Annotated in this window: 12 protein-coding genes; 2 read left to right on the forward strand and 10 right to left on the reverse strand. The window is 68.5% G+C overall.

Features of this window, described 5'->3' with window-relative positions; genetic code table 11:
• The first annotated feature begins 357 nt into the window (after positions 1–357).
• Both ACLQ2Q_RS07900 and ACLQ2Q_RS07905 read left to right on the forward strand, forming a co-directional pair.
• Complete coding sequence (locus tag ACLQ2Q_RS07900; RefSeq protein WP_425819714.1) at positions 358–1875, forward strand: DUF222 domain-containing protein; 1518 nt, start codon at positions 358–360, stop codon at positions 1873–1875.
• Positions 1876–2412: 537 nt separating this feature from the next.
• Positions 2413–2778: a DUF5655 domain-containing protein gene (locus tag ACLQ2Q_RS07905; RefSeq protein WP_425819716.1), complete on the forward strand. Its 366-nt coding sequence runs from the start codon at positions 2413–2415 to the stop codon at positions 2776–2778.
• A 94-nt stretch (positions 2779–2872) separates the two neighbouring features.
• Here ACLQ2Q_RS07905 and ACLQ2Q_RS07910 read toward each other — a convergent pair whose 3' ends face one another.
• The 10 genes from ACLQ2Q_RS07910 to ACLQ2Q_RS07955 form a co-directional block, all read right to left on the reverse strand.
• Complete coding sequence (locus ACLQ2Q_RS07910) at positions 2873–3373, reverse strand: hemerythrin domain-containing protein (RefSeq protein ID WP_425819718.1); 501 nt, start codon at positions 3371–3373, stop codon at positions 2873–2875.
• A gap of 10 nt (positions 3374–3383) precedes the next feature.
• The gene (locus ACLQ2Q_RS07915) at positions 3384–3800 is read right to left on the reverse strand and encodes a VOC family protein (protein ID WP_425819720.1); all 417 of its coding nucleotides are present in this window, start codon (positions 3798–3800) and stop codon (positions 3384–3386) included.
• A 108-nt stretch (positions 3801–3908) separates the two neighbouring features.
• Positions 3909–4097 carry a PspC domain-containing protein gene (locus ACLQ2Q_RS07920; protein ID WP_425819722.1) on the reverse strand — a complete coding sequence of 63 codons (189 nt, stop codon included), beginning with the start codon at positions 4095–4097 and terminating at the stop codon, positions 3909–3911.
• A 1-nt stretch (position 4098) separates the two neighbouring features.
• The gene (locus ACLQ2Q_RS07925) at positions 4099–4317 is read right to left on the reverse strand and encodes a hypothetical protein (RefSeq protein ID WP_425819724.1); all 219 of its coding nucleotides are present in this window, start codon (positions 4315–4317) and stop codon (positions 4099–4101) included.
• A 61-nt stretch (positions 4318–4378) separates the two neighbouring features.
• Positions 4379–5380 carry a DNA-3-methyladenine glycosylase family protein gene (locus ACLQ2Q_RS07930; protein WP_425819726.1) on the reverse strand — a complete coding sequence of 334 codons (1002 nt, stop codon included), beginning with the start codon at positions 5378–5380 and terminating at the stop codon, positions 4379–4381.
• 135 nt (positions 5381–5515) lie between these two features.
• Positions 5516–6379: a winged helix-turn-helix domain-containing protein gene (locus ACLQ2Q_RS07935; protein ID WP_425819728.1), complete on the reverse strand. Its 864-nt coding sequence runs from the start codon at positions 6377–6379 to the stop codon at positions 5516–5518.
• Positions 6380–6738: 359 nt separating this feature from the next.
• A complete protein-coding gene (locus ACLQ2Q_RS07940; RefSeq protein ID WP_425819730.1) occupies positions 6739–8757 on the reverse strand; it encodes a beta-galactosidase in 2019 nt (672 codons plus the stop codon).
• A complete protein-coding gene (locus tag ACLQ2Q_RS07945; protein ID WP_425819732.1) occupies positions 8754–9656 on the reverse strand; it encodes a carbohydrate ABC transporter permease in 903 nt (300 codons plus the stop codon). Before ACLQ2Q_RS07945 ends, ACLQ2Q_RS07940 begins: the two co-directional genes overlap by 4 nt.
• The gene (locus ACLQ2Q_RS07950) at positions 9653–10591 is read right to left on the reverse strand and encodes a carbohydrate ABC transporter permease (protein ID WP_425819734.1); all 939 of its coding nucleotides are present in this window, start codon (positions 10589–10591) and stop codon (positions 9653–9655) included. Before ACLQ2Q_RS07950 ends, ACLQ2Q_RS07945 begins: the two co-directional genes overlap by 4 nt.
• Positions 10592–10686: 95 nt before the next feature.
• Positions 10687–11982 (reverse strand): ABC transporter substrate-binding protein, encoded by a 1296-nt coding sequence (locus ACLQ2Q_RS07955; RefSeq protein WP_425819736.1) that lies wholly within the window; start codon positions 11980–11982, stop codon positions 10687–10689.
• Positions 11983–12049 lie beyond the last annotated feature (67 nt).

A 12049-nucleotide genomic window follows, 5' to 3' on the forward strand; every position in this document is an offset into this window, starting at 1 on the left:
ACGACCGCCACCCCCGGTAGCTGAGGGACCGCCACCCCCGGTCGCTGAGCGAGGGTAGCGAGACGAAGCGTCGTCGATCAGGGACCCTTGGTCACTGAGCGCCCTTCGTCTCGTCCGGAGCCGGTCGCTGAGCGCCCCTCCTCTCGTCGCCTTGCTCCTCGCTGAGCGAGCGTAGCGAGCCGAAGGCGCTGCGCAGACAAGAACGCGGGTCGTGAGGTGCTCCGCGGGGTGCCGGCGGTGTCGCCGTTTCCTCCACAGCACGCGCCCGGAACGGAGTTTGAACAGGGCATGGTTTGGCTGGCTGATCTGGGCTGTTCCGGCGGTTCGGATGTCGGTGGTTGACGGTTGAATGAATACATGCACCCGCTTCCCGACACCCTCCACGCGCTGGAGACCGCGCTCGGTGAAACGGTCGCCGCCGCGGAAGCGGTGTCCGGGCTGGATGACGAGGACCTGCTCACGGTGATGGCGACCGCGGCGCGGATGATCCGTCGGGCGGAGGCGGTGCTGGTGGAGTGCACCGGACAGGTGCAGGACCGTTCCGCCGCCGCCTCCCTGGACGGGCGGCTCACCACCCGGATGGGGTGCCGGTCGGTGTCCGAGCTGGTCCAGCGCGCCACGCTCGTCTCGAAGCTGACCGTCACCGGGTACGAGCGCGCCGCCCGCGGGGTGCACCAGCAGGTCGCTGTGTCGTCGGGGGAGAAGCTGCCCGCCCCGTTCCCGGGGATGCGGGCCGCGCTGATCGACGGCGCCGTCGGAGTCGACGGTGTCGTCGCGGTCCTGGCACCGTTGTCCCATCTCGCGATGACCGCGGGACGCGCCGCGCACCTGGCCGCGGACGAGGAGTTGGCTGCGTCCGCGCGGGGTGTGGGGGTGGATGCGGCACCCCCGGCGACCGCGGAGGAGCTGCGCGCGTTCGCGCAGGTGTGGGCGGTGTTCCTGGATCAGGACGGCACCGAACCCCGCGACGCGGCCGTGATGCGCACACGCGGGGTCACCCTGGGTGTGGCCCGGGACGGGGTGATCCCGGTCCGCGGGAACCTGCTCCCCGAGGTCGCCGCCCAACTGCAGCGCATCTTCGACGCGCTGCTGAACCCGAAACTCGACGGCCCCCGCTTCACCCCCACCGACACCACGGACGGCGACGGGATGGACGCCGGTCATGCCGGAGCGGGGCACTGGGAGGGAAAGGGTGCCGACCCCCGGTTCGACGAGGACGCGCCCGCGGATCCGGGCAGTGTGGGTCTGCGTGAGGGCGTGTTGCGTGATCAGGCGGATCTGCGCACCCGGGCGCAGAAGCAGCACGACGCCCTGGCCACCGCCCTCAGCGTCGCCGCCCGGTCCGGGGAGCTGCCCACCCTGGGTGGGGCCGCGCCGACCCTGGTCGTCTCCGTCCGCGCCGCGGACCTGGCCGCAGGCACCGGGTACGCGCACCTGGACGGCACCGACCAGCCCGTCCCGATCGGGGTGGCCCGGCACACCGCCTGCGACGGGGTGGTGCAACGCGTCCTGATGGACGATCACGGTCGGATCGTGTCGATCGGAACCCTGGACCGGGTGTTCAACCACCACCAACGCAAGGCGATCACCCTCCGCGACGGGGGCTGCATCATCCCCGGCTGCCACATCCCCGCCGCCTGGTGCGAGATCCACCACGTCACCGACCACGCTCTCGGCGGACCCACCCACACCGACAACGGCGTCCTGCTCTGCTGGCACCACCACCGCACCCTGAACACCAACGGCTGGAACATCCGCATGCACCACGGCACCCCCCACGTCCGCGGCCCCTCCTGGTGCGACCCCTCCGGCCACTGGCGGCCCACCACCACATCACCCACCCAACTCCACGACCGCATCAACCGAAAACAATGATCAATCCGTGGTGAGGAGCGCCAGAAGGCGAGGAACAGCCCTCGGACCCGTCGCTTTAGCGAGCGCGGCCCGAGACCAGAGCCACCCACGGATTGGCACCAACCCGGTCGCTGAGCGAGCGCAGCGAGACGAAGCGCTCTGAGCAGACCAGAACGTGATCGCTGAACGCCCTTCGTCTTTGTCGCGAAGCCGGGTCAGTGAGCGCCCTTCGTCTCGTCGCTGCGCTCCTCGCTCAGGGACCGCTTGGCGAGACGAACTGTTCTGAGCAGACGGGAACGTCGGTCGCTGAACGACCTCGGTCATGTCGCCAAGCCGGTCGCCGAACGGCCTTGGTCATGCCGCGAAGCCGGTTGCACGAAACGCCTTCGTCTCGTCGCTGCGCTCCTCGCTCAGGGACCGCAATGCGAGACGAAGCGTCTTCGCCCAGAACCGGAACCTTGGGCGGCGCTCCCCTTCTCTGCGCTCGCCCAGCGACCCTCAATGGAGCAAGATCCTCGGGGCGTGCGATTCGAGGGCTGTTCGACCTAGTGTTGCGCCATGACTCAGCCGATTGAGGGTGACGAGTTCTTTGAGCCTGACAAGAAAGCCGTCTCGATCTACCGCGCACTCGCCCACTCACTCGTCGGACTCGAAGGGGTCGAAGTCGTCGTTTCCAAGAGCCAGGTGGCGTTCCGCGCGCGTCGAGGATTCGCCTACGCGTGGGCGCCCAAGCACCTGATGAAGAGCGATGTTCCAGTAGTGGTGTCCATCGCACTACGGGAAGAATTGCACTCCTCCCGGTTCAAGGAGGTCGCCCATCCGTCGCCGTCGACGTGGATGCACCATCTGGAACTCCGCCTGATGAAAGAGGTCGATGCCGAACTGATCGCTTGGATCAAGCGGGCCTATGAGGAGGCTCGCTAGACGACACGTGATGCCGGCGCCGCTGACTGGGCGACCCAGCGCGGTATAGCCCGTTGCGCCGCGCGGTGAAGGACCGGAGGAGATGCCCTTGCGCTCAGGCGAGTGGACCGAGCAACTCGCTCGCGGTCGCGGCCGAACGAAGTGTTGACAGCGGCCCGAGCAGCTCGCGCTCCTCGTAACGGAAGTGCGACTCCATGATCGCGGCGATGCCCTCCAGATGTCGTTCGAGCGCCCCGCGATCGGCTCCGCTTTCCATCGCCCCGCGGAACTGCAGGAGAAGATGGCTGAGCATCGAGTGGTCCTGCACCAGCTTGCCCACCACGGGACGCAGTTCGGGATGATCAGCCACGAGCGCCGGAAACAGGCCGGCGTCCTCGCTCCGGTGATGGCCGTCGAGGGCGACGCAGAAGCCGGTGCAGTACAGCAGGAGGTCCGCCGACGCAGCGGCCGCAGCATCGCGGAGCGCCCCGGCCCCCGGCGCGGCATCCCCGTCGCCCTCGAGAACCGCCGCCCGGGCGATCGCCAGGGACTGACGCAGCCGCGCGTGCACAGCGCGCAGCTCCGCGTCCCAGGCGATCAAGCGGTCGGCTTCCACACGCCCCAGGCTATGCGGCGGGCGACGCGTTCAGCGCGACCATCCAGTCGACACCGAACTTGTCGGTCAGCATGCCGAAGCGGCCGCCCCACGGAGGCGTCTCGAACGGCATCACGACGGTGCCGCCGGCGGTGAGACCGTCCCAGACGCTCTGCAGCCGCGCCTCGTCGTCGCCGCTGACCGAGACCGATACGCCGGCGGGTTCCTTGTAGGGCATCGAACTCGGTGTGTCGGCGGCCATCAGCGTCAAGCCGTCGGGCGTCTCGAGCTGGGCGTGCATCACGAGGTCGTTCTCGGCGGGGTCCTGGCCCATGTCGTAGCTGCCGAAGGTGTCGACCGCGAGTTCGCCGCCGAAGACGCTCTGATAGAACTCCATCGCCTCGCGTGCGTTGTTCCTGAACGAGATGTAAGGGTTGAGTGTGGTCATGGTTGGCTCCTGTGTCGGTGATCGGATGCCGCGGCCGGCCCCGTGACGCGACTCAGTGTTCTCCGGGCATCCGACATTCGCAAGCCCGGGGCGACGGCACCGCTCGGGTCAGCTGAGCTCCGACGGCATCACGATCCAGAGCACGATGTATACCCACAGGCTGAGGCCGAAGAAGACGACCGCCACTGCGGTCAGCACGCGCGTCAGCGTGACGTTCCAGCCGAAGCGCTGTGCGATTCCGGAGCACACGCCGGCGATGACGCGGCCCTGGGCGGGACGGGCGAGGGTTGTTGCCATGTCAGAGCTCGATTCCGTGTGACTCGTCGTTGACGCCGACATTCTTGCCGCGCCGGGACTCGTAGGCCAGGAGCCAGCCGATCGACAGGATCGCGCCGATCGTGATGCCGAGGGCGATGCTGCCCAGCACCGCGCCGATCAGCGCACCGAGGGCGAGCAGCCCGATCGTCCCGAGCAGCCAGTACGTGCGGCCGCGAGGCCATCCATTGCCTTGTGCCATGCGCCCACCATAGGCCACGCCGTCACGCGGGGGCAGGGGCCCACGGAACCGTGCCACCGTGTCACCGCTCGCGATGGTCCTCCGGATGCACACGCGCACCACGGCGAGGCTCTCGCGGCCCGCTCGCGCCGAGCAGGCGGATGACGCGCTGACGGTGCCCGGCCCATGGCGCCAGCAGCTCCAGCATCCCGTCATCATCGACGCGCTTCCCGGTGAGGGCGTAGCCGATCTCGTGGGCGAGGTGGTAGTCGCCGACGCTCACGGCGTCGGGGTCGCCGAAGGCGCGGATGCGGGTTTCCGCCGAGGTCCACAGGCCCACTCCCCGGAGGCTCGTCAGCACCGCATCACGCGCGGGCCCGTCCGGGGCGGCCGCCACCACGCGGGCGATCGTATCGCCCCGCCGGGCCGCTTCGACGATGGTGCGGGACTGCGGCGGCTCCAGCCCTGCGCGGTGCCACGCCCACGAAGGGATGCGCCGCCACTCGTCGACCGCGGGCGGCGCGAACATCGGCCGCGGCGTCGGGCCAGGCGCGCGTTCCCCGAACCAGGTGACGATGCTGCGCCAGGCCGCGAAGGCCTGCGTGCCGGTGACCTTCTGCTCGATGACCGCGCTCGCGAGGGTGTCGAACACGATGTCGGTGCGACCGAGCCGCAGCCCGGGGTTGCGGTGGTGGGCGTCCCGCACGAGCGGGTTCCCACCGGGGTCGAAGGAGGCCGCGTCATCGCGCGCGCCGCAGAGCGCGGGCGCCTGGTCGAGCGCCCACTCCGCGCCGGGACCCCAGGCGGCGATGCGGATCGCGCCTCGCGATACCTCGCGCAGCGCGACGGTGGCGATCCCGTCGGGCGTGCGGCTGGCACGCCAGATGACCGGACCCGCGAGAACCATCGTGGGATCACCGGCGCCCCGGCGCTCATACGCCACCGTGCGGCGGAAGTCCAGCGGATGCCGCGGCCGGTACTCGCTCTCGAGTCGAGGCGGCTCCGCCTCCCGATCGAGGCCCCGCGCCGCAGCCCTCCCGTGGGGCGTGCGGGCGCGGCTCTGCAGAGGGGGCCGCGAGGTCATGCCGTCACCCTACGCCGCCGTCCTGACACCCGGGCCGCCCCGTGTGCGCGAGGGGACGCGAACTGCGGCCGTGCCACCCGGAAACCGACGTTCTGCGTCCTTTCGGCAGGCCCCGGGACGCCCGAGAAGACAGGTCTAGAAGCGGTCCGGCGACGGGGTGCCGTGGCCGTAGCGGATGACGACATCCGCGTGCCGGTCGAAGCGGTAGCCGACGCCGCGCACCGTGCGGACGACATCCTCGTACCGGCCGAGCTTGGCCCGCAGGCGACGCACGTGAACGTCGATGGTGCGCTCGCCCGGCGCCTCCTCCTCGGCGGAGGCCTGCCACAGCGACGACACGAGCTCGGTGCGCTCGATCGTGCGCCCCTCCCGCAGCACGAGGTACTGCAGCAGCTCGAACTCCTTGAAGGTGAAGGCGGCCGACTCGCCGTCGATCAGCACGCGCTTGCGCGAAATGTCGACGACGACGCCGCCGCCGGCGACATCCTGCTCCTCGGGCTCTGCCTTCGTCCGAGCGATCGCGCTCGGCTCGTGCAGCGCGAGACGCACGACGTCCACGTCGCGGCCCCCGGAGCCCACGGGCGCCAGGGCGACGGTCGCATACGTCTCGGCGCTCGGGGCCAGTTCGGCGAGGGTGCGACGGAGCGCGTCGACGAGAACACCGAGGTTGACCCCGGCTTCGGCGGCCTTGGCCTCGTCGATCCCAACGTAGAGGGCGAAGCCGCGGGGGGAGCGCGTCAGCGAGCCGGGGGTTTGGGGCGGAGCCCCATCGGGGGAGCGCGTCAGCGAGCCGGGGGTTTGGGGCGGAGCCCCATCGGGGGAGCGCGTCAGCGAGCCGGGGGTTTGGGGCGGAGCCCCATTGAGAGACGTGCCCGCGGGGACGGCCCGCCCAGGAGTCGCGGGCGCCGGCTCGGCGCCCGGGGCCTCTGCTCGGGGAGGAAGGGCCTGCAGGTGCGAGGGACGGATGGAGGAACGTTCGAGGAGTGCGGAGTTCGACATGATGATGGTCCTTGCGGAGGGAACCCGGGCTGTCGCCTGGAGCGGGTTCGGGTGTGCTGTAGTGCGGCGGAATGCCGGGGAGACTTCAGACGAATCGATGTTCGCGATCGCATGAAGCGGGGCTCCGCGCCTCGGATCAGAAGCGGGCGGCGGGCCGGACGGAGGTCACTGGGTCAGCGACACATTCGACAACACATGCTGACGCGGCCGGCCATCATCATGCCGGCAGTCCTGTTCGCCTCCAAGGCGGACACAGGGCGTGCGTGATCAGTCATAGAGCCGATTATGACGGAGCGTGTCGGAATGTGTCAAACCGCACGGATGCCGGCGGTATCGCATGACGAAATATGACAGATTGCTCAATCCTGGTCGATGGACCAGTCGGGAGCAGATTCCCGGATGACCGCGACCGATCGCGGCAGAAGGCGGATGGTGCTTTCGGCTCCGCTGATCAAGTCGACTCCGGTGCCCGAGAGCCGGACATTCCGGTCGCCGTGATTGAACACGAAGAGGTAGTCCGCACGTGCCCCGCGTCGGCGGACCGCCTCCACCTGGAGTTCCGCGGCGCCCGCCAGCAGCGGGCTCACGTCGGCGTCGCGGGCGGCTTCGGCGAGAAAGGCATCGAGCGAGGACTGCACCAGTTTCGTGGACACGTAGGTCACCGTTCCGGCTCCGACGTCGCGGCGCGTGATCGCCGGGTGGCCCGAGAGAGCACCCGATCCGTACTCGGCGATCGTCTCAGCGGACTCCACGTGCACAAGTTCCGTCCACAGGGAGCCCTGCCATCCGTTGCCGAGCGCGATGGTCTCGTCGTCGGCCAGGGGAAAGATCTGTTCCGCATGTGCACCGAGCAGCGACCGCAGCATTCCGGGGTACCCGCCCAGGACGATTCGCTGATCCTCGTCGGTCAGGCCGGTTGCGAAGGACACGACGAGATGACCGCCCGATTCTACGAACGACTCGAGCCACCGCGCGGTCGCCTGCGTCATCGCATACAGGGCCGGGACGACAAGCAGCCGATACCGGGAGGCGTCTCCACCCGGGCGGATGAAGTCGACGACGTGTCCGCTGCGCCAGAACGCCCGATGGGCGGCGCGCACCTCGTCGGAGTAGTTCACCTCGTCGGTCGGAAGGTGCGGCGTCTCCAGCGACCACCAGCCCTCGGCATCCCACACGATCCCGATCTGCGCATCGATCACCACGCCGTCGGCCGGCGGAGCGGCCACCTCGGCGATCTTCTCCAGGATCTCGCCGAGTTCGACTACGGTCTCGAAGACCTTCGTGTCAGCGCCCGCGTGCGGGACGAGCGCACCATGCCACACTTCCGATCCGGCGGCCGACGCCCGCCACTGGAAGAACAGGGAGCTCTGGGACCCGCGCGCGATGTAGCCGAGTGAATTGCGGATCATCCGATCCGGCTCCTTGGTGAAGAGCCGGTCGCCGACCCGGATGCCGGTGGCGTTCTGCTCCATCAGCACCCAGGGGCCGCTCGCCCATGACCTGGTCAGATCGGAGCCGTAGGCGACGTGAGTCTCGCCGTCGCGACCCGTTGTGTCGAGATAGTGGTCGATCGATACGACGTCCTGGGCGTCGCTCCACGACCACTGCTCCAGGTGATTCCACGTCGGCAGCATGAAGTTCGTCGTGATCGGCGCCGTCGATCCGGCGGCGCGGATCACCTCCTTCTGCTCGGTGTAAGCGGCGAGCATCTCGTCCGAGCTGAACCTCTTGAAGTCGACGAGGTGCGCCGGGTTGTGGAGGTACTGGGTCTGCATCGGGGGCAGGATCTCGTCCCATGCGCCGTAGCGCTGCGACCAGAAGGCCGTGTACCACGCTGTGTTCAGGTTCTCTATCGTCGAGTACTTCTTCGCCAGCCATTCGCGGAAGGCGCGTGCCGCATGCGGACCGTAGTCGATGGTCCCGTACTCGTTGTGGACGTGCCAGCCTCGCAGTCCAGGATGCTTCCCGTAGCGCTCCGCCAGGTAGCCGGCGATACCGCGCGCCCCGGACCGGTACGCCGGGGCGCTGATCGCGTAGGTGTCACGCGAGCCGTGCAGCACGCGGGAGCCGTCGGGCCTGATCGGCAGGGCCTCCGGGTGCGCGAGCGTGAACCAGGGCGGCGGCGAGGCGGTCGGGGTCGCCAGAAAGAATCCGATGCCCGCCGAGTGGAGCATCCCGATCACCTCGTCCAGCCACTCCGCCTGGTACTCGCCCTCGCGCGGCTCCAGCATCGCCCACGAGAACACGCCGATCGTGGCGGTGTTGACCTTCGCGCGCGTCATCAGCGCGATGTCCTCCACCCACGTCTCCCGGGACCACTGTTCGGGGCTGTAGTCGCCTCCGAAGAGGAACAGGCCGGGGGAGTATGGTGCGCTCATCCCTTCAGTCCACCGCTCACGAGGTCGAGCCGCCAGTAGCGCTGCAGCACGAGCATCATCACGATCAGCGGAATGATCGAGATCGCGGCCCCGATGATGGCAAGGCTGTAGAGGGAGGGCGTGCCTGATCCCTTCGAGAGCAGGGTGTACAGACCGACGGTGAGCGGGTACATCCCCTCGTCCGAGAGCATGATGAAGGGGAGAAGGAAGTTGTTCCAGATCCCGACGAACTGCAGCAGGAAGATCGTCACCATGCCGGGCACCATCATCGGCAGCACGATGGCCGTGAAGATGCGGAACTCGCTGGCCCCATCGATCCGCGCGGCCTCCATCGTGTCGGTCGGAACCGCGGACGCGGCATAGACGCGAGCCAGGAAGATTCCGAACGGTGAGATCAGCACGGGCAGCAGCACCGACCAGTACGTGCCGGCAAGGCCCATCTGCGACATGAGCAGGTATTGCGGGATGGCGAGGGTGATTCCAGGAAGCAGCACCCCGGCGAGGATCGCGTAGAACCACACCTGCCGGCCCGGGAACTCGTATTTCGCGAGGGCGAAGCCGGCCATCGTCGAGATCAGCGTCGAGAGCGCCGCTCCGACCCCGGCGTAGATGAAGCTGTTGAATGCCCACAGTGTGAACTGGCCTCCGCCGTAGGCGAAGAGATCCTCGATGTTGTCGAACAGCCCCGTGCCGGGGAAGAACGTGAAGGTGGTGAACAGCTCCGTGTTCGACTTGGTGGATGCGATGAGCACCCACAGGACCGGCACGAGGCAGTAGATGGCGCCGAGGACGAGCACCACGGAGGCGATCACGGGGCGGCGGGTGCGCCGCCGCGGCGCGATGCTCGAGTCCGGTCTGATGGATGCCGGCGGGCGGCGTTCGGCGACTGCAGTGCTCATTGTTCTCCTCCAAAGGCTCGCTTCTGCGTCACTCGCAGCAGCACGACCGACAGCACGAGCGTCCCGAGCGCCAGCACGACGGAGGATGCCGCGGCGAGGGACAGGTCATCGCGCACGAACGCATCGCGGTAGATCTTCATCAGCGGCACCCACGTCTGGGAGATCTCGTTGGTCATCGGGCGCAGGGTGGTCGGTTCGCCGTAGACCTGCAGCGTTCCGATGAGAGCGAACAGACCGGTGAGGATGAGTGCGGGGGCGACGAGGGGGATTTTCACGCGCCACGCGATGCTCCACTCACTCGCCCCGTCGATGCGCGCCGCCTCGTAGATCTCGTTCGGGATGCCGCGGAGCGATGTGTAGATGATGATCATGTTGAAGCCGACCGCGCCCCAGATCGCGATGTTCGCGACTGACGGATACAGCGATGCGCCACTGAGGGCCACCACGTCGGGCAGACCGAGCTGGTTCAGGATCCAGTTGAGGGGACTGGTGGATGGCAGATAGAGGAAGCCCCACAGGAGCGACGCGATGACTCCCGGGACGGCGTACGGAATGAAGATGGACGTGCGGGAGAAACGCGCGGCCCGCACCCGCGGAAGGTCCAGCAGCAGCGCGAAGAGAAGGCCCAGGCCGAGTGTCAGCGGGATGGCGATCAGGCCGTAGATCGCCAGTCGGCCGAAGCCCGCGAGGAACTCGGTGTCCGTGAACGTTCGGATGTAGTTCTCGAACCCGACCCACGTCTCCTCCCGGATACCGAAGGGCCCGGCTCCGGAAACCCGCAGTCCACGGAAGCTCAGGAAGATGGCGTAGATCATCGGTATCGCCAGGAACGCGATGAACAGCACTCCGGCCGGCAGGAGAAAGGCGTACGGCGCGACCCAGGCGGTTCTGCGCCTCCGGGCCGGAGTTGTGACGTGGTCGGTCGTCGCGGTCATCGCGCGCACCTCTCTCTACGGAACGTCGGTGGTCTGCTGAGGGATCGGCGGGTGCCGGGGCGACGACCCCGGCACCCGCCTGATTGCTGCGGTCGCTACTTGCGGGTGACGGTGAAGCCGGATGTCTCCATGTCGGAGAAGACGACGTCCTCCGTCTCGGTGAGGGCCTCCCGCAGCGGCGTGCCGTTGGTCACGGCGGCCGACATGGCGTCCTGGAACGCACTGGAGGCGACGTTCACATTCGGGCCCCAGCTGAGATCGGGGATGGTCTCAGCGGCGATCTGCGCCGCGATCTCCCAGTAGTCCTCCTGCTGCGGCATCAGGGTCGGGGGATCGCTGTCCAAGGTCAGCTCCTGCCCACGGAGCGATGCCGGGTACTGGCCCTCCCGGATCTGGATCTTGGCACTCTCTTCGGATGCGCCGATCCACGCCGCGAACTCCGCCGCCGCTTCAGGATGCTTGCTCGAAGAGCTGACGATCGCGGCCGAACCGCCCTGGAAGGCGACGGCTGGGTCGCCCTCGTTCCATTGCGGGAGCGGTGCCATGGCCCACTGGCCGGCCATCTCGGCCGCGACGCCGTTGATGACTCCCGCCGCCCACAGGCCGGCGGGCCAGGAGAGGATGTTGCCCTCGTTGAGGCTCGCGTTCCACTCCGGCGTCAGCAGGGGCTCGGCGAGCACGAGGTCGCGGTCGATCAGATCCTGCCAGTAGTCCGCGACGGCGACCGAGTCTGGGTCATCGAAGTCGACCGTCCACGTGTCGCCGTCGACCATCCACCATTCGGCGCCCGCCTGCTGGGCGAACGCCGCGAAGCCGCCGAACTCGGCCGGCGCGAACGTCGTGATGTAGGCATCGGGGTCTGCGGCACGCACCGCTGCCGCGGCATCCGCGAACTCTGCCCACGTCGTCGGGACGGCGATACCGAGTTCCTCCAGGCGAGCCTGGTTGTACGTCAGAGCCTGCGGACCGGCGTCTTGGGGGATGCCGTAGCTCGCCCCGTCGAACGTCGCCTGGCTCCACACGCCGGGGGCGAACTGGTCCTCCAGATCGCTGACGTGCTCGGTGATGTCGGTGGCGACGCCGGCGACGATCATCGCGGGCAGCGTGTTGTACTCGACCAGTGCCACGTCAGGGGCGCTGCCGGCGCGCGCCGCCGTGACGAGCTTTGCCGACGAGTCCGTCCCGCCGCCCGCGTCCGTGTGCTTGACCTGGATGTCGGGGTGCGCTTCGTTCCACGCGTCGACCAGCGGCTTTTGGGTCGTGCCCCACGCCCAGTATTCGAGCGTGACGGGGCCGTCACCACCGGCATCGCTGCCCGTATCGGCGGCGCAGCCAGACACTGCGAGCGCCGCGATGGCCACCGTCGCACTTGCAAACAATCGTCGTTTCATTGCACATCTCCCTCGACATGTCCGGGCGGTGACCGAATCAGCCACTCATCGAAGCGTTTCGCGGAAA

Source organism: Microbacterium sp. DT81.1, assembly GCF_049844955.1.
Taxonomy (GTDB): Bacteria; Actinomycetota; Actinomycetes; order Actinomycetales; family Microbacteriaceae; genus Microbacterium.

What these genes read in the sequence shown, in the direction of transcription:
- ACLQ2Q_RS07940 (WP_425819730.1), bottom strand. Translation starts at nt 8,757, where the DNA reads ATGAGCGCACCATACTCCCCCGGCCTGTTCCTCTTCGGAGGCGACTAC.
- ACLQ2Q_RS07930 (WP_425819726.1), bottom strand. Translation starts at nt 5,380, where the DNA reads ATGACCTCGCGGCCCCCTCTGCAGAGCCGCGCCCGCACGCCCCACGGG.
- ACLQ2Q_RS07905 (WP_425819716.1), top strand. Translation starts at nt 2,413, where the DNA reads ATGACTCAGCCGATTGAGGGTGACGAGTTCTTTGAGCCTGACAAGAAA.
- ACLQ2Q_RS07920 (WP_425819722.1), bottom strand. Translation starts at nt 4,097, where the DNA reads ATGGCAACAACCCTCGCCCGTCCCGCCCAGGGCCGCGTCATCGCCGGC.
- ACLQ2Q_RS07900 (WP_425819714.1), top strand. Translation starts at nt 358, where the DNA reads ATGCACCCGCTTCCCGACACCCTCCACGCGCTGGAGACCGCGCTCGGT.
- ACLQ2Q_RS07945 (WP_425819732.1), bottom strand. Translation starts at nt 9,656, where the DNA reads ATGAGCACTGCAGTCGCCGAACGCCGCCCGCCGGCATCCATCAGACCG.
- ACLQ2Q_RS07915 (WP_425819720.1), bottom strand. Translation starts at nt 3,800, where the DNA reads ATGACCACACTCAACCCTTACATCTCGTTCAGGAACAACGCACGCGAG.
- ACLQ2Q_RS07955 (WP_425819736.1), bottom strand. Translation starts at nt 11,982, where the DNA reads ATGAAACGACGATTGTTTGCAAGTGCGACGGTGGCCATCGCGGCGCTC.
- ACLQ2Q_RS07950 (WP_425819734.1), bottom strand. Translation starts at nt 10,591, where the DNA reads ATGACCGCGACGACCGACCACGTCACAACTCCGGCCCGGAGGCGCAGA.
- ACLQ2Q_RS07925 (WP_425819724.1), bottom strand. Translation starts at nt 4,317, where the DNA reads ATGGCACAAGGCAATGGATGGCCTCGCGGCCGCACGTACTGGCTGCTC.
- ACLQ2Q_RS07935 (WP_425819728.1), bottom strand. Translation starts at nt 6,379, where the DNA reads ATGTCGAACTCCGCACTCCTCGAACGTTCCTCCATCCGTCCCTCGCAC.